This is a genomic window from Hydrogenophaga sp. (assembly GCF_026125785.1).
Lineage (GTDB): Bacteria > Pseudomonadota > Gammaproteobacteria > Burkholderiales > Burkholderiaceae_C > Hydrogenophaga.
In genome coordinates this window covers 41,829-64,402 of sequence record NZ_JAHCKL010000026.1, presented here as the reverse complement: position 1 = coordinate 64,402, position 22,574 = coordinate 41,829, and the positions used below count along the sequence as shown (strand labels likewise).

Genomic DNA, 22,574 nt, shown 5'->3' with positions numbered 1-22,574 from the left:
CCAGGCCATCGTGCGCGAAGGCATGAAGTACGTGGCCGCCGGCATGAACCCCATGGACCTCAAGCGCGGCATCGACAAGGCCGTGGAAGCCCTGATCGCCGAGCTGAAGAAGGCCTCCAAGGCCACCACTACCAGCAAGGAAATCGCCCAGGTCGGCTCCATCTCCGCCAACAGCGACACCAGCATCGGCGAGATCATCGCCAACGCAATGGACAAGGTCGGCAAGGAAGGCGTGATCACCGTGGAAGACGGCAAGTCGCTGCAGAACGAACTCGACGTGGTCGAGGGCATGCAGTTCGACCGCGGCTACCTCTCGCCCTACTTCATCAACAACCCCGAGAAGCAGGTTGCCTTGCTGGACAACCCCTTCGTGCTGCTGTTCGACAAGAAGATCAGCAACATCCGCGACCTGCTGCCCACGCTGGAAGCCGTGGCCAAGGCCGGCCGCCCGCTGCTGATCATTGCCGAGGACGTCGAAGGCGAAGCCCTGGCAACCCTGGTGGTCAACACCATCCGCGGCATCCTCAAGGTCGTGGCCGTGAAGGCTCCTGGCTTCGGCGACCGCCGCAAGGCCATGCTGGAAGACATCGCCATCCTCACGGGCGGCAAGGTCATCGCTGAAGAAGTGGGCCTGACGCTGGAGAAGGTGACGCTGGCCGATCTGGGTCAAGCCAAGCGCATCGAAGTGGGCAAGGAAAACACCACCATCATCGACGGTGCCGGCGCTGCTGCAGACATCGAAGCCCGCGTCAAGCAAGTGCGCGTGCAGATCGAGGAAGCCACCAGCGACTACGACCGCGAGAAGCTGCAGGAACGCGTGGCCAAGCTGGCCGGCGGCGTGGCCGTGATCAAGGTGGGCGCTGCCACCGAAGTGGAAATGAAGGAAAAGAAGGCCCGCGTGGAAGACGCGCTGCACGCCACCCGTGCCGCGGTGGAAGAAGGCATCGTCGCCGGTGGTGGCGTGGCCCTGCTGCGCGCCCGTCAGCTTGCCGGCGCCATCAAGGGTGACAACGCCGACCAGGACGCCGGCATCAAGCTGGTGCTCAAGGCCATCGAAGCGCCCCTGCGCGAGATCGTGGCCAACGCCGGTGGCGAGCCCAGCGTGGTGGTCAATGCCGTGCTCAACGGCAAGGGCAACTATGGCTTCAACGCCGCCAACGACACCTACGGCGACATGATCGAAATGGGTATCCTGGATCCGACCAAGGTGACCCGCACCGCGCTGCAGAACGCCGCTTCCGTGGCTTCGCTGATGCTGACCACCGAAGCCATGGTGGCCGAAGCGCCGAAGGAAGATGCGCCCGCCGCTCCTGCCGGCATGGGCGACATGGGTGGCATGGGCGGCATGGGCATGTAATGGCCTGAAGCAGCCCCGCCGCTTCACAGTCACCGTCTGCGAAGCGGCTCCGGCCCGAAACCCCGCGATATCCTCGCGGGGTTTTCTTTTTTCCGCCCATGTCCGACGCCGTCGCCAACGAACCAGAAAGTCCTGTCGCGTGGGACGCGCAGGGTATGCCATTCAGTGTCCGCTTTGGCGACCGCTACCGCAGCGAGGGCCAGGGCCTGCGAGGAGGACTTGCGCAGGCCCGACACGTCTTTCTGGCCGGCTGCCGGCTGGCCGCACCCGATGGCCAACCAGCGGCAGACGCCGCTTGGCGAGGTGCCCGTTGCTGGCGCGTGCTGGAAAACGGCTTCGGCCTGGGCTTGAATTTCCTGGCGACCTGGCAGGCCTGGCGACACGACCCTCACCGCCCGGGCATGCTGCAGTACGACGCCACCGAAGCCTGGCCCCCGTCAGCCCATGACGTGCGGCGCAGCGTCCAGCCTTTCCCGGATCTTGAAGCGCAAGCCCATGCGCTCGCGGACGCCTGGCCTTCCCTGCTGAGTCACGGCACCTCGGTCTTCGAAGGCGGTCGGGTCCAGCTTCGGCTGCACCTTGGCGACGCGGTGGCCGGATTGAGCCGCATTGAGACAGGCGTGCACAGCATCTACCTGGACGGCTTCGATCCGCGGCTCAATCCGGGCATGTGGTCAGCAGACATCCTGCGCACGATCGGCTCTTTGGCCCATCCGGGTGCACACGCCGCCACCTGGTGCGTGGCGCGCACCGTACGGGATGGGCTGGCATATGCCGGCTTTAAGGTGAAGCGGCGCGAGGGCCTCCCGCCCAAGCGGCACTGCCTGGCGGCGCTGCGGACTGACGCTGCCTGAATTCAGGCAGCGGCCATCAACGCTTCCAGCTTGACCGCATCTGCACAGAAGGCGCGGATGCCTTCCGCCAGTTTCTCGGTCGCCATGGCATCTTCGTTCAACGCCAGACGGAAACCCGCTTCGTCGTAGGTCACGAACGGAATATCCATGGTCTGCACTGCACCGGCATCAAGCACCTTGGCCAGCGGCGCCTGGCTGGCGGCCAACTGAGCCAGCAAGTCCGGGCTGATGGTCAGAAGATCGCACCCAGCCAGAGCGGTGATCTGGCCCACGTTGCGAAAACTCGCTCCCATGACCTCGGTCCGGATACCGTGCTTCTTGTAGAAGTGGTAGATGGCGCGCACCGACTTCACGCCGGGGTCGTTGGCGCCCGCCATGGCCTGCTCATCCCAGGTCGCGCCTGCCTGCTTCTTGTACCAGTCGTAGATGCGTCCCACGAAGGGCGAGATCAGCTGTACTTTGGCTTGGCCACAGGCCACCGCCTGCACAAAAGAGAACAGCAGCGTGAGATTGGTATGAATGCCTTCGCGCTCCAGCCGCGCCGCGGCCTGAATGCCCTCCCAAGTGGCGGCGATCTTGATCAGCACGCGGTCCACATGCACACCTTCACCCTGGTAGAGCTCGATGAGGCGGCGGGCGCGGGTGACCGTGGCTTCGGTATCGAAGCTCAGGCGCGCATCGACCTCGGTGGACACCCGGCCCGGGATCAATCGCAGGATCTCGCAGCCAAAACGCACCAGCAGGTGGTTCATGGTCTCTTCCAGCCCCAGGGTACCGAAACGGTTCACGGTGTCCTTGAGCAGGTCCGCATACGCCGGCTTCTGGACCGCCTTGAGGATCAGCGAGGGGTTGGTGGTCGCATCCTGCGGCGCGTAGGCGGCCATTTCCTTGAAGTCGCCGGTGTCGGCCACCACGGTGGTGAACTGTTTGAGGGCATCGAGCTGGTTCATGGCGCCATTATCGGATATTCATGTAATAAAATTTCAGATCCGAAGCCATTTTGTGTAACCGCCATGCTGGACCGCATCAAAGCCTCCCTGCCCTCGCTGGCCCCCGCGGAACAGCGCGTGGCCAAACTGGTGCTGCTGGATCCGCGCACGTTCGCCAGCCTGCCGGTGACGGAACTGGCGGAACGCGCCCATGTGAGCAAGCCCACCGTGGTGCGCTTCTGCCGCAGCATGGGCTATGACGGCCTCTCGGATTTCAAGCTCAAACTGGCCGGCACGGTCAGCGAGGGCGTGCCCTTCATCCACCGCAGCGTGGACGTGGACGACAAGACCAGCGACGTGCTGGTGAAAGTCATCGACAACACCGTTGCGGCGTTCCTCAAGTACCGCAACGACGCCTCCAGCCATGCCATAGAGAAGGCGGTGGACGCGCTGGTGGCGACCTACCGCAACCGCGGCCGCATCGAGTTCTATGGTGCCGGCAACTCCGGCATCGTGGCGCAGGATGCGCAGCACAAGTTCTTCCGGCTGGGCATCAACGCCATTGCCTACAGCGACGGCCACATGCAGGTGATGAGCGCCTCCCTTCTGGGGCCGGGCGATTGTGCCGTCATCATCTCGAACTCCGGCCGGACGCGTGATCTGATGGACGCCGCCGACATCGCGCGCAAGCACGGCGCGACGGTGATCGTGATCACCACCAGCGGCTCCCCACTGGCGCAGAGCGGGCACATTCACCTGTCGGCCGACCACCCTGAGGGCTACGACCGCTACAGTCCCATGACGTCGCGCCTGATGCACCTGATGGTGATCGACATCGTGGCCACCTGCGTGGCGCTGCGCATCGGTGGTGCCAAATTGCAGCCGCTGCTCAAGGAAATGAAGAACAACCTGCGGAGCAAGCGGTACACCTGACCTTGCCCCGCCCTGGATGCGTCACGGGGCGGGCTTGAACGACTTGAGTTCGGTCAGGGTGTCGTTCCAGAGATTGTTGCCCCGGTAATCCTTGTACTCGGTGCGCACGGAGCGGCCAATGAATGGCGCGTACCACATGGTCTGCTGGACGCGCACGACGCCGCGCCAGTTCACCCCGCGCAACCAGCCCACGGACTCGATCTTGAACGCGTCGAACACGCCGGCTGGCGTTTCTATCTTTTCCTGTGCGGCCACCTTGTAGCTGACTTCGGCGCGGGAGAGGTTGCCATTGACGGCCGTTGATTCATAGTCAGCGTCCCATGCACTGCCGACGGACAGCGGCAGCTTTACCAGCGGGACAGGTGGGTTGTACCGGGAACCGTTGACACCCCAAACGAGGATATGGCCATCCGAGGTATAGACACCTTCACGCTCCACCGCCGGATTGCCTCGGACATGCTTCACACGGTACTGCCCCGGCTCCACGGCAGTGACGGTGATGATTTCATCGAACACCTTGTTGTCGGCGCGCAGGCTGACCTGGTAGACGGCCTCGTCTCCCACCTTGACGGGCCGCGGCACCATCGCACCCTCGGACTGCGCCAGCGCCGAACCCGAGGCAAGCCACAGCACCACCCACGGAACCATCTTCTTCATGCGAACCTCCTCCGGAAAAAACCGGGCTCACTTCGGAAAAGAACAGACGCGAACAGGTCCTAGATGCGGCCTTCTTCCACGGCATGGCAAGCGATGCGGATGCCCGCCAAGGACTGGAGTTGAGGCCGCTCGCTGCGGCAACGGTCATTCGCATGCGGGCAACGCGGGTTGAACGCGCAGCCACTGGGCGGATTCAGCGGGTTGGGCACCTCTCCCGACACCGGTGTGCGAGCCTTGCCAGTGTCGTGCATCTTCGGAATGGCGTCCAGCAACATCCGCGTATAAGGATGGCGCGGCGCATCGAACAGCGTGTGCTTGGGCGCAAGCTCCACCAGGCGCCCCAGGTACATCACGCCGACCTGGTCACTCACATGGCGGACCACGGCCAGGTTGTGGCTGATGAACAGGTAGGTGAGGCCTCGCTCCCGCTGCAGGTCCTTCATGATGTTCAGCACCTGGGCCTGCACGCTCACGTCCAGCGCCGAAGTGGGTTCGTCGCAGACCAGGAACTCGGGCTGAGTGGCCAGGGCGCGGGCGATGGAGATGCGCTGCCGCTGGCCTCCGGAGAACTGGTGCGGATACTTCGGTCCATCAAGGGGCGACAAACCGACCGACTTCAGGAGCTCGCCCACGCGCTCCTGCAGCACGGCGGGGTCGGACTCGATGTCATGTTCGTGCAAAGGCTCGGCAATGATGTCCTGCACACGCCAGCGCGGGTTCAGGCTGGCATACGGGTCCTGGAAGATCATCTGGATGCGGCGGCGCAGCTTGCGTCCCTCGGGCGTCTTGAAGGCCGCATGGGCATCCTGACCGGCAAACTCGAACCCGCCGCGCGTGGGCTCGTAGAGACCGACCAGCAGGCGCGCGACCGTGCTCTTGCCGCAGCCCGATTCACCCACGAGCGCCAGGGTCTGGCCACGCGGGATGTCGAACGACACGCCATCGACGGCGCGCAGGAGCTGGCGCGGCTGGCGCTCGATGACGCGGTTGAGCCAGGGGGCGGACACGTCGAAGGTCTTGGCCAGATCGGTGGCGCGGACCAGCGGCGCCTCGGTGTTCAGCGCGGCGCTCATGCGGCACCTCCCTGGGCGTGCAGCCAGCAGGCAGCGCGCGTGGCGCCGGCGTTCATCAGTTCCGGGCGCTGCGCATGGCAGCGGTCGAACACGCGCTCGCAGCGCGGGTTGTAGGCGCAGCCCTTGGGGATGGCGTTCAGGCGGGGCATGGCGCCATCGATCTGGTGCAGGCGCTCACGGTCCGCCGTCATGTCGGGAATGCAGGCCATGAGGCCACGGGTATAGGGATGGGCCGGGTGGTTGATGACTTCGTGCACAGGGCCGATCTCGGCCACGCGGCCGGCATACATCACCGCCACACGGTCACAGGTTTCGGCGATCACGCCCATGTCGTGCGTGATCAGCATGACCGCAGCCCCGCGCTGCTTGCAGATGGTCTTGAGCAGGGTGATGATCTGCGCCTGGATCGACACGTCCAACGCAGTGGTCGGCTCGTCGGCCACGATGAGTTGAGGTTCGGCCGCCAGCGCCAGGGCGATCACCACACGCTGGCGCATGCCGCCGGAGAACTGGTGCGGAAAGTGGTCGATGCGTTGCTCGGCCGCCGGAATGCCCGTGTCCTTGAGCAGGTCAATCGCGCGCCGACGGGCCTCCGCGTGCGAAACCGGCAGGTGGGTGGTGATGGTCTCGATCAACTGGCGCCCCACCGAATACAGTGGGTTGAGCGAGGTCAGCGGGTCCTGGAAAATGGCGCCTATCTGGCGGCCCCGCACCTTGCGCATGGCCTCGGGCGGCAGGTTGTCGATGCGCTGGCCGTGCAGCAGGATCTGGCCCGAGGCGATATGCCCTGGCGGCTCCAGCAGACCGATGATGGATGCGCCCGTCAGCGACTTGCCGGCACCGGACTCACCCACCACGCCGAGGATTTCTCCCGGAGCGATGTCGAAGGAAATGTCGTCGAGCGCCCGCAGCGTGCCACGCCGGTTGGGAAACTCGACGACCAGGTTCTGGACTTGAAGCAGGGACATGGTCAGCGCAGGCGGGGGTTGAGGGCGTCGCGCAGCCAGTCGCCCAGCAGGTTCACGCTGAGTGCGATCAGCACCAGCATGGCGCCCGGGAAGATGGTGATCCACCACTCGCCGGAAAAAAGATAGTCGTTGCCGACACGGATGAGCGTGCCCAGGGAGGGCGACGTGGGTGGTGCGCCCACGCCCAGGAAGGACAGCGTGGCCTCGGTGATGATGGCGGTGGCCACTTGAATGGTGGCCAGCACCAACACCGGGCCCATGACGTTGGGCAGCACATGACGGCGCATGATGCGCAGCGGCGCCACGCCCGTCACGCGGGCAGCCTGCACGTACTCCTTGCTGCGCTCCACCAGCGTGGAACCCCGCACGGTGCGCGCATACTGCACCCAGCCGGTGAGCGTGATGGAGAGGATCAGCACGCCGAACGCCACCGTGTCGTGTGCATTCGGGAACATCGCACGACCGACGCCGGCAATGAGCAGCGCGATCAGGATGGGAGGAAACGACAGCATCACATCGCAAAGGCGCATGAGCACACCATCGACCCAGCCTCCCAGGAAACCGGCCAGCAGTCCGAAGGACACGCCGATGATCACCGACAGTGCTACCGACGCCAGCCCCACCGCCAGCGAGATGCGCGCACCGTACATCAGCGCGGAAAGAATGTCGCGCCCCTGCGTGTCGGTACCCAGCAGGAAGTTCGTCGACCCGTCGGGGTGCCACGCGGGCGGCAGCCGCGCGTTCATCAGATCCAGGGTGGCCAGATCAAAGGGGTTGTGCGGCGCGACCCAGGGCGCGAAGACCGCGCAGAAGACGCAGATGAAGGCAATCAACGAGGCCAGAATGGCCATCGGCGATGTGCGGAAGCTGTGCCCGACATCGCTGTCGAGCGCTCGTTGGATGAAGCGGATCACGTGGGGCGGTTCTGATGTTGTGCATCTTCATCACCAGGGCCTCGGTAGGCCCTGGTGACGGCGGGCGCTTCCCGGCTTACTTCACCGACATGTAGCGGAAAGGCATGAAGTTGTCGGCCAACTGGACCAGTTCCACGTTGCTGGCCACACCCCAGGCCAGGGCCTGCTGGTGCAGCGGCAGGTGGCCGATATCGTCCGAGTGCAGCTTGAAGGCTTCCTTGATCAAGGCATCGCGCTTGGGCTTGTCGGTCTCGGACTGGATCTTCAGCGTCAGTTCATCCACCTTGGGGTTGCAGTAGGAACCCAGGTTGAACTGGCCGCTGCCCTTGTCGTCCACGCAGCGCATCAGCGCGTTCAGGGCGTTGTGCGAGTCGTAGGTGCCAGGCGTCCAGCCCAGCATGTAGAAGCTGGTGTCGCGGCGCAGAATCTTGGGGAAATAGGTGCCCTTGGTTTCGGCCTGCAGATTGATCTTTACGCCCACACGCGCCAGATTGGCGGCCACGGCCTGGCAGATCGCACCGTCGTTGACGTAGCGGTCATTGGGGCAGTTCAGCGCCACCTCGAAACCATTGGGGTAGCCCGCCTCGGCCAGCAGCTTCTTGGAAGCTTCGGGGTCGAACGGCAGGCGGGTATTCATGGATTCGTCGAAGCCGTTGATGCCCGGCCCCACCATCAGTGCAGTGGGCTTGGAAGCACCCCGCATCACGGTGCGCTGGATGCCGACGATGTCGATGGCCTGGTAGAAGGCCTGGCGCACGCGCTTGTCCTTGAACGGGTTCTTGCCCTTGATGTTGGAGTACTGCAACTCGTCACGCTTCTGGTCCATGCCCAGGAAGATGGTGCGCAACTCGGGGCCTTGCAGCACCTTGGTCTTGCCGCTGGAGTTGATCCGGGCCACATCCTGCAGCGGCACCGGCTCGATCACATCCACCTGCCCCGAAAGCAGCGCCGCCACACGGGTGGAATCGTTGCCGATGGGGGTGTACTCGACATTGATCACGTTGCCTTCGATCTTGCCCCAGTAGTTGCCATTGCGGATGAAGGTGGTCTTGACGTTGGGCTGGCGTTCGCGCAGGCGGTAGGGTCCCGTGCCATTTGCACGGAAGGAAGCCGCGTTCTCGATGCCCTTGCGGCGATCCACAGGACGGGTCGCCTGGTTGTCCTCAGCCCACTTCTTGTTCATGATGAACAGGAGCGAGATCACATCGGGCAGGATGGGAAACGGTGCCTTGGTCTCGATTTCGACCACATGGTCACCCACCTTGCGCACTTCCTTGACGTCGTTGGTGTAGCTCTTCATGTCGGAACCATCGCCCGAGGCGCGAGCGAAGGTGAAGAGCACATCGTCCGCGGTGAAGGGTGCACCGTCGTGGAATTTCACGCCTTTGCGGAGTTCGAAACGCCACACCGTGGGTGAAGTCTGCTTCCAGCTGGTGGCCAGCGCGGGCGTGAGTTTGAGGTTGCGGTCGCGGCCCACCAGGGGTTCGTACACATTGCCCGTCACGCTGAGCTGCAGCGATTCATTGAGCGAGTGCGGGTCCATCGACAGAGCGTCACCCTGGTTGCCGATGCGGATGGTCTGCGCGGACGCGGCACCCATGGTGATCATGGCAGCGGTCACCATCGTGGCCGCGAGGGTTTTCTTGAGTTTCATGCGTCGCTCCTTGCTGAGTGAGGGGTTGCGGAAAGGGATCGGGCCGTCTGGCCAAGGGTCTCGTCTGGCAACGGCATGCCATGCTCGACCAGACTGGCGTGCAAGGCCGCGCCCAGCGGCAGCACGTCATCGTTGAAGTCGTAGCGGCTGTTGTGCAGGAAACAGCCGCCCACGCCGTTCTCGGCTCCTTGACCCAGGCGCAGGTAGGCACCAGGCTTGACCTGCAACATGAAGGAGAAATCCTCGGCTCCCATGCTGGGGTCCATGTTGCGGTCCACGTGGTCATGCCCCACCAGCTTCTGCGCCACGTCGGCGGCGAAGCGGGCCTCCTCGCGCGTATTGATGGTGGCCGGGTAGATGCGTTCGTAGTTCACGTGCGCCGCGGCGCCCAGTCCCAGCGCCACACCGGAGCACACCTCCTGCAGGCGCTTCTCCACCAGGTTCTGCACCTCAGGATTGAAAGTGCGCACCGTGCCCACCAGGGTCGCCTTGCCGGGAATGACACTGAACGCGCCCATGTCTCCCGCCTGCATGGCGCACAGGCTGATGACGGCGCTGTCGATGGCACGCACGTTGCGCGCCACGATGCTTTGCACCGCCGTGATGATGTGCGCCGATACCAGCACGGGATCCACCGTCTGGTAAGGATGGGCACCATGACCGCCCTTGCCGGTGATCTCGATGGTGATGCGGTCTGCCGAGGCCATCATGGGTCCAGGGTTCACGCCCACCGTGCCGGGCCGCATCTGCGGCCAGTTGTGCATGCCATAGACCGACTGCACCGGAAAGCGCTCGAACAGGCCATCCTCGATCATGGCCTTGGCGCCGGCAAACCCTTCCTCCCCGGGCTGGAAGATCAGCACCGCGGTGCCATCGAACTGGCGCGTCTCGGCCAGATAGCGCGCGGCACCCACCAGCATGGCGGTGTGGCCATCATGACCACAGCCGTGCATCATGCCCGGCTTGGTGGAACGCCAGGCAAAGTCGTTGTGTTCGGTCATGGGCAATGCATCCATGTCCGCGCGCAGGCCGATCATGCGTCCACTGCCTGTCTGGCGCCCGCGGATCACCGCGACCACGCCGGTCTTGCCGATGCCGGTGTGTATCTCGTCCACACCGCACACCTTGAGCGACTCCGCCACGCGTTGCGCGGTGTAATGCTCCTCGAAGCCGATCTCCGGATGGGCGTGCAGGTCACGCCGCAGCGCCGTCAGCTCCGGGTGAAAGGCCGCGATGTGCGCAAAGGCTCGGCCATGGGCCTTGATGCGAGAGGCGAGCATGTCGTTTCGGGCGTTCAATGACCACCTGCCTTTTCCACGCGCAAGCGCGGATCCACCGCAAAGTACAGCAGGTCCACCACCAGATTGATGATCACGAAGATCAGCGCGATCAGGCACAGGTACGCCGCCATGACCGGGATGTCGGCAAAAGTGACCGCCTGTATGAACAGCAGACCCATCCCCGGCCACTGGAACACCGTCTCCGTGATGATGGCGAAGGCGATCAGGCCGCCCAGTTGCAGCCCGGTGATGGTCATGACCGGCACCAGCGTGTTCTTGAGCGCGTGCCCGAAGTGCACGGCGCGGTCGGTCAGACCGCGCGCGCGCGCAAACTTGATGTAGTCGGTGCGCAGCACTTCCAGCATCTCGGCACGCACCAGCCGCATGATCAGTGTGAGCTGGAAGATGGCCAGCGTGATGGCCGGCAAGGTGATGTGGTGCCAGCCCTTGAGCGTGAGCAGGCCGGTGCTCCACCAGCCGAACTGGATCACGTCCCCGCGGCCAAAACTGGGAAACCAGCCCAGGGTGACCGCGAACAGCAGGATCAACAGAATGCCGATCAGGAATGTGGGCAGAGAGACCCCCAGCAGCGAAACGGTCATGAACACCTGGCTGAGGAAATTGCCACGCCGCAGCGCCGCATAGACACCCATGGGAATACCGATGACGAGCGCCAGCAGGGCAGCCACCAGCGACAGTTCCAACGTGGCCGGAAACCGCTCGGCAATGAGCCGCGACACCTTGGCACCCTGGCGCAATGAGAGGCCGAATTCGCCCTGCGCCGCATTCATCAGGAAATGCCAGAACTGAATGAAGAAGGGCTTGTCCAGCCCCAGGTCGGCACGCAACTCCCGGATTTGATCCGCAGTGGCATCCTGTCCCAGCAGGAACACCACCGGGTCACCCACGTACTGGAACAGCATGAATGCGATCAGCGCCACGCTGACCATGACGACCAAAGCCTGCGCCAGGCGCCGAAGAATAAAAGCGAACATCGTGCGGGAAATGAAGAGAGGGTCGCCCCTGCTGGTACGCGACCCTCGTCTGTCTGCTGAAACTCAGTTTACCTTGACAAGACGCCAATCCAGACGGTTGTCGGCCCGATGCACCACGTCGATGTTCTTCTTCATCGCCCAGGGAATGATCTGGTTGTGCAGCGGAATATGGGCCACATCCTCGTTCTGCAGTGCAAGCGCTTCGGTCAACAGACGCGGACGGACAAACGGATCGGTCTCGGTCTTCGCACGGTCGATGATGGCGTCCATCTTCGGGTTGCTGTAGCGACCCACGTTGTAGTTGCCGTCGCCACCGGTACCCAGCGTACGCACCAGCGACTGCAGGCTGTACAAGGCATCAAAAGTCGGCACACCCCAGCCCAGCATGTAGATGCTGGCCTCGAAACGCTGGATCATCGGAAAGTAGGTCGACAGAGGCAGCGTGCGCAGCTTGGCCTTGACCCCGATGCGCGCCCACATGGCCGTCACCGCTTGACAGATCGCCTCGTCATTGATGTAGCGGTTGTTCGGGCACGCGAAATCCACTTCGAAACCGTCCTTGTAGCCGGCATCGGCCAGCAGCTTCTGCGCTGCGGCGACATCGTACGGATGGCGCTGGTGCACGGCCTCGGTCCAGCCCGCCACTTGAGGCGCAACCAGTGCGCCAGTGGCCTGCCCCAGACCACGCAAGGTCACACGGGTGATCGCATTGATGTCGATCGCCTGGTAGAGCGCCTTGCGCACACGCTGGTCTTTCAACGGGTTCTTACCCTTGACATTGCTGCCCGGCAGTTCGTCGCGGAACTGGTCCATGCCAAAGAAGATGGTGCGGTTCTCAACACCGTCGAGCACCTTCAGCCCATTGTCCTGGCGAATGCGGGGAAGGTCCTGCGGGCTCGGATCCAGCACGAAGTCGACCTCACCCGAGAGCAGCGCGGCCATCCGGGTCGCGGTGGCTTTCACCGGCGTGTAGACCACCTCGGTCACATTGCCCTCGGAACTGCCCCACCAGTTGGGATTCCTGGCGAGCACGATCTTTTGGTCGGGCTGCCACTCCTTGAGCATGAAGGGCCCCGTGCCGTTGGCGTTGCGGTGCGCAAAATTCTCGTCCTGGGTCTTGATGTCCTTGGGTGCCACCGAGTTGTTCTTTTCCGCCCAAGCCTTGCTCATCATGCGCAGTTCGGTCAGTTGGTTGAGCAGAACAGGGTTGGGACCACCGGTGACGATGTCAATCGTGTTCGCGTTCACCTTGTTGACCTTGGTGATGCCTTGGGTGTACACGGTGAAATTGGACGTCTTGCTCATCGCCCGCTCAATGGAGAACACCGCGTCGTCGGCGGTGAAAGGCGTGCCGTCGTGGAACTTCACGCCCGTGCGCAGCGTGATGCGCAATTGCGTCGGAGAAACCTGGGTCCAGCTCGCCGCCAGCATGGGCTCGGGCTTGAACGTCCTGCTGTTGTAGTAAACCAGCGATTCGTAGACAGCGGCATGCACCCCAGTGGCCAAGGCATTGTTCTGCGAGTGGATGTCCCAGGTGGGAATATCGCTGGCACTGGTCCATTTGAAAGTCTTGGCCTGAGCGACACCCGCACCCAAGGTCATCGCCACGCACAGGAGTGCAAGTCGAAATTTCATTTGTTGACACCTAAATAAAATGGACATCGCGCTACTATGCAACAAACGTTCCCGCCCATGCTCGGGACTAACCCCAACGACGAAGCATCAAACGCACTGAATTGGTCACCTGCGTGTCTGCAAGCGCATCGAAACGCATGAAAGCAGGGCGCGCAACTTGTGGCGCCAAGCGATGCGGGCGGCGATCGCAGCAGTTCAGTCCTGCGCGAGTTCCAGGCTTAAAGGTCCGTACCACGCCGTCAGGCTGCTGCGGGTGTTGTCGGTGTCCGTCATGAGCGCGATCTGACGCAAAGGCCCGGGCTTCTCGCCAAAGGCCCGGCGAAAGTCCGCGCGCACATCGCGCACATGGTCTCGCCACTGCCCCACGCGTTCGCTGCCGCTGTCGAGCACCACCTTGCGGATGCGATCGGTGCGCGGATTCTTCAATACCGTGTCCACGGGATCGGTGGCGCTCCAGACGTAGATCAGTGTCGCGTAGGGCAACTCTTCGCCCGTGAGCAAGCGGCTCAACTCGGACAGCCTGTGCATGCGGGGCGACCAACGCGAGCGGTCCCCTTCGAAAGCCAGCACCAGCCGCACCGGCGAGTCGGCCAGCGCCGCGTTAGAAAGATCCGCCCCGTCGGGCAGGCCGTCAATCTTCCAGGACAGGCTCAGGCGCCCCACCGCGGGCAACATGGGCTCGAAGCGCTGTCGAAGAATGCTCACCGAACTGTTGGCCCGCACCCGAAGGGCCGGTCGCAGCAAGACCTCCGTCGGTTCAAAAGCCGCCGCCCGCTTGCCGGGAAAGGCCAGTGTGTCCCAACCGGACACCCGCGCCGGAGTGGACAGGTGCGTTGCCGCCCAGGCCCGCACCACAGCGGACGCCTGCGGTGCGTCGTGCCCCGTGCTGTTCTCCGTCGATCTGTTGAAACCCGCGCAGCCCAGCATGGCCGCAGAAACCAGCATCGCCGCAACCAGCTTGTCAGTGCGCATATGTCTTTGGACTCCACTCCAGGCAAAAACACCTCGCACGCCTGCGCGCGAGCCAGCGGGAGTCTAAACGCACGGCATGTCACCCCTGGGGATTCCCCTGAGTAAAAATGAATTCTTAAGTTGTATATTTCGACCGGGCGACTTTTCGCGCCCGGTGTTCAACAAACCCGACAACCCAAGGAGGAAACCACATGATCAAGAAAATCCTGGCCAGCCTGCTGGCCCTGATGGCCGCCGCCGCTTGGGCGGCGGTCGACGTCAACACCGCAACGGTGGCCGACCTGGACAGCATCAAGGGCATTGGGCCCGGCACCTCTTCCAAACTCCTGGAAGAGCGCAAGGCGTCACCGTTCAAGAACTGGACCGACATGATCCAGCGCGTGCCCGGCATCGGCGACAAGCGCGCAGCCAAGCTGTCTTCCGAAGGTCTGACCGTCAATGGCGAGGCCTACAAACCCGTCGCCGGCCAGAGCGAGGAGAAGAAGAAGCCTGCCAAAGGCAGCGGCAGCAAACCCTGAGCGTCCCTGACGCGCAAAGAAAAAGCCACCCGGCATGCCGGGTGGCTTTCTTGACTGAGTTCCGTTCGAAGGAAACGGAGATCAGAAGGTGTGGCGGACACCCACGGCGTACTTGTCCAGCTCTTGGGTCTTCACGCCATTGGTCTTGCCTTCGCCGGTGGTGTAGCCAGCGTAAGCGGTGGTGCGCTTGGACAGGGCATAGGTCGCCACCAGGCCGAAAGCGGAGCGCTTCTCGTCGCCGGCAACCGCGTTGTCCTTGCCGCGGGCATAGCCAGCGCCCAGGGTCAGCGCGCTGCTCACGGGGAAGTCGACGCCCACGCTGTAGTCGGTGGTCTTGGCGCCGCCGGTTTCCTTGAGCTGGCCATAGGAACCCAGAACCTTGAGCATGCCCAGGTCATAAGAAGCACCCAGGCGGGTGTACTTGGACTTCACCAGCGCGGCGGTCTCTTCCTGGTACGCGACACCCGCGTAGATCGGGCCGGCGGCGTACTTCAGATGGAAAGCAGAGGTGTTTTCCTTGACGGCGTTGTTCTCGTCCAGCGCGTAGGAGATCGCACCGCTGAAGCCACCGAAGTCAGGCGAGGTGTACTTGAAGCCGTTGTTGGGGTTGGCGGTGTAGGCGGTGCTGCCAAAGGCAAAGTACTCGGGGCTGAACGACGAGTCAAAACCGCTGAAGGAAGCGGCGCTGATGTCGTCGTAAGCGGACCACACCTTACCGGCGATGATCTGACCGAAGCCACCTTCGAAACCAACGAAGGATTGACGGTCGAACTTGAAGCCACCAGCGGTACCGTTGTCCACGGTCAGGCCAGCTTCCAGGCCAAAGATGGCGGACAGGCCACCACCGAGGTCTTCCGTGCCCTTGAAGCCCAGGCGGCTGGCTTGCAGACCGCCCGAATCCAGCTTGGTGACCGAGCCGCCAGCGGCGCCGGTGTCTTCGCTGCCCACATAGGCGTCAACGATACCGTAGATCGAAACAGAAGACTGGGCGCTGGCAGCGCCAGCGAAGGCACCGAGGACAGCCAAAGCGACAAGCGATTTTTTCATGTGAGTTCCTTGGAGTGGTTAAAGAGGTACGGGTATTCCCGAACAAGCTCAATCTTAGGCACTGCGCTTCACAAACTGCAGGGTAATCCCTTACAAAACTGTGTAAAGCCGTCAAATCGTTGCAGCGGGACAACAATCGATTTGATACCCCGTACTAGCAATATCCATACCCAACCAAGGCTTCCCCTGCGGCCTCAGAAGACGTAAAAAAACCCACCGCTTTCGCGGTGGGTTTTGCACTTCAGGCACTGGGCTGGCAGATGCCAGCGCAGGACTTAGAAGGAGTGGCGCACGCCGAACTCGAAGCCGGTGGAGCTGCCACCCGGGGTCACAGCAGCAGCGTTCGGGCTCAGGCCGAAGGTGCCGGCATTCTTGTTGGAGATGCGGGAGAACGTGCCGTACAGAGCGGTGCGCTTGGACAGGTTGTAGTCGTAACCCACAGCGATCTGGCTGGCGTCGTTGTCGCCGGCAGCGGCGTTGTAGTCGGAACGCACGTAGGAAGCCTTCAGGTTGCCCGGGCCCACAGGAGCGGTCGCGCCGATCAGGTAGTGGTTGACCTTGGAAGCGCCGAACTTGCCTTGGGTGTACTGGGCCATCAGCTTGGCCACGCCGAAGTCGTACGAACCGGCGATGTTGGTGCGCTTGTGCGACTGGGTCTGCACGGTGGAACCTTCCGAAGCGGAAGCCAGGGCCACGCTCAGAGGACCGGCGGCGTAGGTCACGCGGAAGCCAGCGTACTCGTTGGCGTCATTGGCCGCAGTGGTTTCCTTGAAGGCGTAGGAGATCTGGGCACCGAAACCGCTCAGGTTGGGCGTGAAGTAGCTGATCATGTTGTTGGCACGCACGTTGGTGCCAGAGCCGCTGCCCAGCACGGTGTACGTGTTCAGCGAATTGCCCACGCCGTTGGTGCCGAACGGATCGAACACGGTGTGGTTCCAGAAGGTCGGCACATAGTCACGGCCCAGACGCACTTCACCAAAGCCACCCATCAGGCTCACGGTGCTGCGGCGCTGGAAGTTCAGGCCACCGGCGGTGCCGGTGTCGGGGTTCAGGGCGCCTTCGAGCCAGAAGCCAGCGCTCATGCCACCGCCGAGGTCTTCCACGCCACGGAAACCGAGGCGGCTGGAAGCGATACCGTCCTGGCTCATGGAGGTCAGGTTGTCACCGCCTTGACGAACGTTGCGGATGTTCAGGTCAACGATACCGAACAGGGTCACGGAGGACTGGGCAAAAGCAGCGCCGGTAGCGGCCACGGCTGCCAGAGCAATCAGGGTCTTTTTCATTGGGGGTATCTCCAAGGTTGAGTAAAGAGGCCAGAGGTCTTGAGCCCCCGAGCCAACCTCCGTTGAGGAAGCTGCGGTCATTGCACCAGAAGGGCCCGCGACTGGCAAAAGTTTTGAAGCACAACCGAACAATTCGTCGTGAAGCAACAACGAATTGCTTTTTTGGTGCATCGAAATGAATTCTTTATCATTAATTGCACCAAATGCATGCAGGGTAGCAAGCTCCGCCCGAGCGGGCGCGCGGCACACGGCACGGGCGCCGGGCTGCGCTACAGTGAGCCTTGGACTGCCAACCCGGTAACGAAATAACCATGGATGCCCTTCTGAACGCGGCCGACTCGGCCTTGCGCACCCTGTTCGTCACGCCCCGGGCCTCGCGCGCCTGCCCGACCTTGCCCGAGCACGACCACCAGCCGAATTTGAGCGACACCGATCGGCAGCTCTCCGGCTCCCTCATGCGCGTCAACCATGTGGGCGAGGTCTGCGCCCAGGCCCTGTACACCGCACAGGCCCTCGCGGCGCGTTGGCCGCGGGCCGGCCGGCCTGCCAACGAAGCGCTGGCGCGCCAGCTTGAAGCCGCCGGCCGCGAGGAAACCGATCACCTCGCCTGGACGCAGGCGCGGCTGGAGGAACTGGGTGCCCGTCCGTCCCTGCTCAACCCGCTCTGGTACGCGGGCGCCTTCGGCATCGGGCTGGTCGCCGGCCGCATCGGGCCCGGAGTCAGCCTGGGCTTCGTGGTGGAGACAGAGCGGCAGGTGGAAGCCCATCTGGCTGGGCATATGGAGCGCCTGCCGGCAGGGGACGATGCTTCACGAGCGATCGTGGCCCAGATGAAGGATGACGAAGCGCGGCACGCCCGCGACGCCCAACAGGCTGGCGCCACCGAATTGCCCGCACCGGTCAGAGTCTTGATGCGAGCCTCGGCCAAGGTCATGACCACGGTGGCGCACCGGATTTGACCGCTGGGCCCGCCGGGCTGCGCGCCCAGGAGATCACGCCTCCAGCAGTTCGAAGCTCGTCGTGATCTCGGCTGTCTTGCCGAGCATGATGCTGGCCGAGCAGTACTTTTCGTGGCTCATGGCAATGGCGCGCTCGACCGCTGCGGCGGGCACGCCCTGGCCGCTGACCGTGAAGTGCATGTGGATCTTGGTGAAGACCTTGGGATCGACCGCAGCGCGCTCCGAGGTCAGCTTGACGCTGCAGCCGCGCACGTCATGCCGCCCACGCTTGAGGATGAGCACCACGTCGTAGGCCGTGCAGCCACCGGTGCCGGCCAACACGGTTTCCATGGGGCGCGGTGCCAGGTTGGCACCGCCGTTGGCGGGCTTGTCGGCGTCGGGCGCACCGTCCATGGTCAGCACATGGCCACTGCCGGTTTCGGCGACGAAGCCCATGTGGGAGCGGGTACCGGCGGCGCCGGTCCAGGTGACGGTGCATTCCATGGCTGTCCTGAGGTCGGGGAGTCGGGTTTGTTGGGGTCGGTGCTCTAAAAACGATAGAAAAAAAGCAACGACGGATGTTGCATTGCAACATGAACACGGTATACTGGCGGCATTGTATTGAAGGTTGTCTCCTCTACCCTCCACGGGTGGATTCAAGCCCGGACAGGCACCGCCCGTCCGGGCTTTTTTTCGCCTGCCGTCGGTGCCAAGGCTCTCAAAAACCGGTGCTGGCTATGATCGGACTCGAGGAACACCATGCCAGCCCGCGCCAACAAGCCCCTTCCCGCCCCCGCCCTATCGCCCCTGACCACCATGGGGCCCGCCGACTACCTGAAGAAGATCCTGACGGCACGCGTCTATGACGTGGCGGTCGAATCTGCCCTGGAGCCCGCGCACGACCTGAGCCGCAGGCTGCACAACAAAGTGCTGCTCAAGCGCGAAGACCAGCAGCCGGTGTTCAGCTTCAAACTGCGCGGCGCCTACAACAAGATGGCGCACCTGAGCCCCGACCAGTTGCAGCGAGGCGTCATCTGCGCCTCGGCGGGCAACCACGCGCAAGGCGTGGCGCTGGGCGCACGCAAGCTGGGCGCGCGCGCGGTCATCGTCATGCCCACCACCACACCCCAGGTCAAGATCGACGCTGTGCGCGGATTTGGCGGAGAAGTGGTCCTGCACGGCGACAGCTACACCGATGCCTACAACCACGCGGTCACCTTGCAGAAGAAGCAGGGGCTGACCTTCGTGCATCCCTTTGACGATCCGGACGTGATCGCCGGCCAAGGCACGATCGCCATGGAAATCCTGCGCCAGTTGCAGAGCCTGGGGTCGGACCACCTCGACGCGGTGTTCGTCGCCATCGGCGGTGGCGGCCTGATTTCGGGCGTGGCCAACTACATCAAGGCGGTGCGGCCGGAGATCAAGGTCATCGGTGTGCAGACCAGCGACTCGGACGCCATGCGGCGTTCGGTGGAGGGTGGCTCACGGGTGACGCTGCCCGACGTCGGCCTGTTTGCCGATGGCACCGCCGTGAAGCTGGTGGGCGAGGAAACCTTCCGCATTGCCCGCGAGCTGGTGGATGAATTCGTGACGGTCGATACGGACGCGGTGTGCGCGGCCATCAAGGATGTGTTCGTGGACACACGCAGCATCGTGGAGCCGTCGGGTGCGCTGGCGGTAGCGGCGATCAAGCAGTACGTGGCCCGGCACAAGACGCGCGGAGAAACCTACGCGGCCATCCTGTGTGGCGCGAACATGAACTTCGACCGCCTGCGTTTCGTCGCCGAGCGCGCCGAGGTCGGCGAAGAGCGCGAAGCCCTGTTCGCCGTCACCATCCCAGAGGAACGCGGCAGCTTCAGGCGCTTCTGCGAGGTGATCGGCGAACTGCCCGGCGGGCCGCGCAATGTGACCGAGTTCAACTACCGCATCCACGACGGCAGCCAGGCGCATGTCTTTGTCGGTCTGAGCACGCATGGCAAAGGCGAGTCGACCCGCATCGCAGCCAACCTGGTGCGACACGGTTTCGAGACCCTCGATCTGACGCACGACGATCTGGCCAAGGAACACGTGCGGCATATGGTGGGCGGCCATTCGCCACTGGCGAACGACGAACGCCTGTTGCGCTTCGTCTTTCCCGAGCGGCCAGGCGCTCTGCTCAAGTTCCTCAGCCTGATGCGCCCGGGATGGAACATCAGCCTGTTCCACTACCGCAACCAGGGAGCGGACTACGGCCGCATCCTCGTCGGCCTGCAGGTGCCGGCCAAGGACCACAAAGCCTTTGGCAAGTTTCTCGACACACTCGGCTATCCCTATGTGGAAGAGACCGAGAATCCGGTGTACCGTCTGTTCCTGAAGAGTTGAACCCGACGAGCCCGTCATGGCCCTGGACCCCGTCTTCACCCCCATCAACCAGCCGCGCGCGCCCGAGCTTCCGGCCCACCTGAAGCTGCCTCACATTCCTCCAACGGCAGATGCGATGCTGGAGTACGAGGTGGCTCAGCGGCTGGCGCCCGAAGGGCTGCCCGAACATGCCCTGGGCCGGCTGGAGACGCTGGTGTTGCAACTGGCCCGCATCCAGCATGGCAGCCCCCTGCCCTTTGACCTGCTGGTGTTCGACTCACCGCAGTTGCTGGTCTTCGCGGCGGACCATGGCATCGCCGACGAAGGTATGTCGGCGCTGGAGCAGGGCATGACGGTGGAACATGTGCTGCAGTTGCTGATGGGCGTGGCGCCTGTCAATGCGCTGGCCGATGCCCACGGCTTTGACCTCACGGTGGTGGATGCGGGCGTGGCCACGCACATCAACCCGCCTGAAGCATCGCGCACCCGGGCGCCGCTGCTGCTGCGCAAGATCGGCTACGGCACACGCAATCTCATGCTGGGGCCGGCCATGTCGACCACGCAGGCCGTCTCGGCCTTGCATGCGGGCATGGACGTGGTCCGGCACCTGCCAGGCAACGTGGTCGCGCTGGGCGATGTTGGCGTGGCCAACATGGTCAGTGCCTCCCTGCTGCTGTCGCGGCTGTGCGGCGTGCCCATCGCCGACGCCTGTGTCCGCGACGATTTCCAAATGCCTGGACTGGACGACAGCCAGCATCTGCAGCGCATCGAGAAGCTCTCCGCCGCCGCAAGCCGTCACCGCAAGGCGCTGGGACCGTTCGATGCGCTGGCGGCGCTGGGCGGGTTCGAGATCGCGATGATGGTCGGTGCCATGCTGCAGGCGGCGAGCGAGCGGCGGGTGGTGATCGTCGATGGCTACGTGGCCGGTGCCGCGGCGCTGGTGGCGCGCGGCTTGTGCCCTTCCGTGGCGGACTACCTGGTCTACGCCCACCGCACCGCCGAGACCGGGCACCGGTTGATGCTCATCCATCTGCAGGCCCAGCCCTTGCTGGACATGGGCCTGCGGCTGAACCAGGGCACGGGCGCCATGCTGGCATGGCCCCTGCTGCTGGCCGCACAGAGCCTGCTGGAACGCTAGGACGGCGCAGCGGCCGGCTCCGGCAAGGACAGTTCCACCGTGGCCGGAGTCTGCAGCGACGGCCCCAGACGCACGGTGCGGCGCGTCACGGCCTGCAGGACCAGCCCGCCATCCAGCGAAGCGCCGACGCGGTAGGGCCTGGGCGGCTGGTTGTCCACGGCGATCAGTGCCGCGCCGCTGTCGGCACCGGTAGCGACCACCCCGAGCAGCACGTACCGGGGCGCAGCGGCAGCCACCGGCGCGGCTTCGGCGGTGCTGGCAACGGGCACCGCTCCCAGGGTGCGCGCCACCGAGGCGGGGTCTGGCGGCTGTGGCGCCGACGCGACCGGGGCCACCGGCGTCACCGGTGAACGCCCGAGGAATTGCAACACCCAGTAACCTGCGCTCAGCCCGGCGGCCAGCCACAGCGCGCCCGCCACCAGGGCTGGCGCACGGCGTGGCGTGCTGCTGCCCTGCAGGGCAGCAGGGCTTTCCATCAGAAAACCCGAATGGCCAAACGAAGGTCCCTTGCTCATGCGCGCATTATGATGGACGGCCCACGCTTTCGAGGCCTGTGCGCAACGGCTGCGCGGGCCCCCGGGGCCGACCGAAGGCCCGCGTTCGCCGGAGATTCCATTTGAACCACCTCACCCAAGCCGCACCCGCCCAACCCGGTGCACTGCGCCGGTCCTGGCATCTGATCCAGCGCGGTTTCACCCTCATCGAACTCATGGTGGTGCTGGTCATCATCGGCGTGCTGGCCGCGCTGATCGTGCCCAATGTGCTGGACCGCGCCGACGACGCGCGCGTCACCGCCGCCAAGACCGACGTCAACAACCTGATGCAGGCCCTCAAGCTGTACCGGCTGGACAACCAGCGTTTCCCGAGCAGCGAGCAGGGGCTCAACGCCCTGGTGACGCGCCCCACGGCCGGCCCCGCCGCGCCGAACTGGCGCAAGTACCTCGACAAATTGCCGACCGATCCCTGGGGACGCCCCTACCAATACCTGAACCCTGGCCTGCATGGCGAGGTGGACGTGCTGTCGCTCGGCGCGGACGGACAGGCGGGTGGAGAAGGGAAAGACGCCGACATCGGCAGCTGGCACTAGAG

At 64.1% G+C, this 22,574-nt stretch carries 22 protein-coding genes; 8 read left to right on the top strand and 14 right to left on the bottom strand.

The genetic code is table 11. The features are described from left to right. Together groL and mnmD are read left to right on the top strand one after the other, a co-directional pair. Nucleotides 1–1,357, top strand: a 1,357-nt coding sequence (groL, locus tag KIT53_RS18305) for a chaperonin GroEL (protein WP_297755730.1), incomplete at its 5' end; no start/stop codon positions are given. Between the two features lie 98 nt (nucleotides 1,358–1,455). Beyond that, complete coding sequence (gene mnmD, locus KIT53_RS18300) at nucleotides 1,456–2,211, top strand: tRNA (5-methylaminomethyl-2-thiouridine)(34)-methyltransferase MnmD (protein WP_297755728.1); 756 nt, start codon at nucleotides 1,456–1,458, stop codon at nucleotides 2,209–2,211. 2 nt (nucleotides 2,212–2,213) lie between these two features. Here mnmD and tal read toward each other — a convergent pair whose 3' ends face one another. After that, entirely contained in the window at nucleotides 2,214–3,161 is a 948-nt protein-coding gene (gene tal, locus KIT53_RS18295) for a transaldolase (RefSeq protein ID WP_297755727.1), read from the bottom strand. Between the two features lie 63 nt (nucleotides 3,162–3,224). Here tal and KIT53_RS18290 point away from each other — a divergent pair, with 63 nt between their 5' ends. Continuing rightward, nucleotides 3,225–4,073 carry an SIS domain-containing protein gene (locus tag KIT53_RS18290; RefSeq protein WP_297755725.1) on the top strand — a complete coding sequence of 283 codons (849 nt, stop codon included), beginning with the start codon at nucleotides 3,225–3,227 and terminating at the stop codon, nucleotides 4,071–4,073. A gap of 21 nt (nucleotides 4,074–4,094) precedes the next feature. Here the strand turns inward: KIT53_RS18290 and KIT53_RS18285 are convergent, their stop codons facing one another. From KIT53_RS18285 to KIT53_RS18245, 9 genes are all read right to left on the bottom strand, one after another. Beyond that, nucleotides 4,095–4,730, bottom strand: a complete 636-nt coding sequence (locus KIT53_RS18285; RefSeq protein WP_297755724.1) for a hypothetical protein — start codon at nucleotides 4,728–4,730, stop codon at nucleotides 4,095–4,097. A gap of 59 nt (nucleotides 4,731–4,789) precedes the next feature. Further along, nucleotides 4,790–5,803: an oligopeptide/dipeptide ABC transporter ATP-binding protein gene (locus tag KIT53_RS18280; RefSeq protein WP_297755723.1), complete on the bottom strand. Its 1,014-nt coding sequence runs from the start codon at nucleotides 5,801–5,803 to the stop codon at nucleotides 4,790–4,792. Continuing rightward, nucleotides 5,800–6,771, bottom strand: a complete 972-nt coding sequence (locus tag KIT53_RS18275) for an ABC transporter ATP-binding protein (protein WP_297755721.1) — start codon at nucleotides 6,769–6,771, stop codon at nucleotides 5,800–5,802. The genes KIT53_RS18280 and KIT53_RS18275 overlap by 4 nt, the downstream gene beginning before the upstream one ends. A 2-nt stretch (nucleotides 6,772–6,773) precedes the next feature. After that, nucleotides 6,774–7,685 (bottom strand): ABC transporter permease, encoded by a 912-nt coding sequence (locus KIT53_RS18270; protein ID WP_297755719.1) that lies wholly within the window; start codon nucleotides 7,683–7,685, stop codon nucleotides 6,774–6,776. A 76-nt stretch (nucleotides 7,686–7,761) separates the two neighbouring features. Then, nucleotides 7,762–9,339, bottom strand: a complete 1,578-nt coding sequence (locus KIT53_RS18265; protein WP_366521938.1) for an ABC transporter substrate-binding protein — start codon at nucleotides 9,337–9,339, stop codon at nucleotides 7,762–7,764. Then, nucleotides 9,336–10,619: a M20 aminoacylase family protein gene (locus KIT53_RS18260; RefSeq protein ID WP_297755717.1), complete on the bottom strand. Its 1,284-nt coding sequence runs from the start codon at nucleotides 10,617–10,619 to the stop codon at nucleotides 9,336–9,338. Before KIT53_RS18260 ends, KIT53_RS18265 begins: the two co-directional genes overlap by 4 nt. Before the next feature lie 14 nt (nucleotides 10,620–10,633). Then, nucleotides 10,634–11,614 (bottom strand): ABC transporter permease, encoded by a 981-nt coding sequence (locus KIT53_RS18255; RefSeq protein WP_297755715.1) that lies wholly within the window; start codon nucleotides 11,612–11,614, stop codon nucleotides 10,634–10,636. Nucleotides 11,615–11,677: 63 nt separating this feature from the next. Further along, nucleotides 11,678–13,249: an ABC transporter substrate-binding protein gene (locus tag KIT53_RS18250; RefSeq protein WP_297755714.1), complete on the bottom strand. Its 1,572-nt coding sequence runs from the start codon at nucleotides 13,247–13,249 to the stop codon at nucleotides 11,678–11,680. A gap of 195 nt (nucleotides 13,250–13,444) precedes the next feature. Beyond that, complete coding sequence (locus tag KIT53_RS18245; protein ID WP_297755712.1) at nucleotides 13,445–14,221, bottom strand: DUF3047 domain-containing protein; 777 nt, start codon at nucleotides 14,219–14,221, stop codon at nucleotides 13,445–13,447. A gap of 191 nt (nucleotides 14,222–14,412) precedes the next feature. On the opposite strand from KIT53_RS18245, the gene KIT53_RS18240 reads away from it, so the two are divergent. Beyond that, a complete protein-coding gene (locus KIT53_RS18240; protein ID WP_297755711.1) occupies nucleotides 14,413–14,739 on the top strand; it encodes a helix-hairpin-helix domain-containing protein in 327 nt (108 codons plus the stop codon). Between the two features lie 81 nt (nucleotides 14,740–14,820). Here the strand turns inward: KIT53_RS18240 and KIT53_RS18235 are convergent, their stop codons facing one another. Both KIT53_RS18235 and KIT53_RS18230 read right to left on the bottom strand, forming a co-directional pair. Further along, the gene (locus tag KIT53_RS18235) at nucleotides 14,821–15,786 is read right to left on the bottom strand and encodes a porin (protein ID WP_297755709.1); all 966 of its coding nucleotides are present in this window, start codon (nucleotides 15,784–15,786) and stop codon (nucleotides 14,821–14,823) included. Between the two features lie 275 nt (nucleotides 15,787–16,061). Then, nucleotides 16,062–17,069: a porin gene (locus tag KIT53_RS18230; RefSeq protein ID WP_297755706.1), complete on the bottom strand. Its 1,008-nt coding sequence runs from the start codon at nucleotides 17,067–17,069 to the stop codon at nucleotides 16,062–16,064. 311 nt (nucleotides 17,070–17,380) lie between these two features. On the opposite strand from KIT53_RS18230, the gene coq7 reads away from it, so the two are divergent. Continuing rightward, complete coding sequence (gene coq7, locus KIT53_RS18225) at nucleotides 17,381–18,028, top strand: 2-polyprenyl-3-methyl-6-methoxy-1,4-benzoquinone monooxygenase (protein WP_297755705.1); 648 nt, start codon at nucleotides 17,381–17,383, stop codon at nucleotides 18,026–18,028. Nucleotides 18,029–18,061: 33 nt separating this feature from the next. Here the strand turns inward: coq7 and KIT53_RS18220 are convergent, their stop codons facing one another. Continuing rightward, nucleotides 18,062–18,511: an OsmC family protein gene (locus KIT53_RS18220; RefSeq protein ID WP_297755703.1), complete on the bottom strand. Its 450-nt coding sequence runs from the start codon at nucleotides 18,509–18,511 to the stop codon at nucleotides 18,062–18,064. Nucleotides 18,512–18,823: 312 nt separating this feature from the next. Here KIT53_RS18220 and ilvA point away from each other — a divergent pair, with 312 nt between their 5' ends. Further along, the gene (gene ilvA, locus KIT53_RS18215) at nucleotides 18,824–20,368 is read left to right on the top strand and encodes a threonine ammonia-lyase, biosynthetic (RefSeq protein ID WP_297755735.1); all 1,545 of its coding nucleotides are present in this window, start codon (nucleotides 18,824–18,826) and stop codon (nucleotides 20,366–20,368) included. 16 nt (nucleotides 20,369–20,384) lie between these two features. After that, the gene (locus KIT53_RS18210; protein WP_297755701.1) at nucleotides 20,385–21,485 is read left to right on the top strand and encodes a nicotinate-nucleotide--dimethylbenzimidazole phosphoribosyltransferase; all 1,101 of its coding nucleotides are present in this window, start codon (nucleotides 20,385–20,387) and stop codon (nucleotides 21,483–21,485) included. Here the strand turns inward: KIT53_RS18210 and KIT53_RS18205 are convergent. Next, nucleotides 21,482–22,000: a type II secretion system protein N gene (locus KIT53_RS18205; RefSeq protein ID WP_297755700.1), complete on the bottom strand. Its 519-nt coding sequence runs from the start codon at nucleotides 21,998–22,000 to the stop codon at nucleotides 21,482–21,484. The two genes, KIT53_RS18210 and KIT53_RS18205, sit on opposite strands and share 4 nt — an antisense overlap. 143 nt (nucleotides 22,001–22,143) lie before the next feature. Between KIT53_RS18205 and gspG the strand changes: the two genes are divergently transcribed. Beyond that, nucleotides 22,144–22,572 carry a type II secretion system major pseudopilin GspG gene (gspG, locus tag KIT53_RS18200; RefSeq protein WP_297755734.1) on the top strand — a complete coding sequence of 143 codons (429 nt, stop codon included), beginning with the start codon at nucleotides 22,144–22,146 and terminating at the stop codon, nucleotides 22,570–22,572. Nucleotides 22,573–22,574 lie beyond the last annotated feature (2 nt).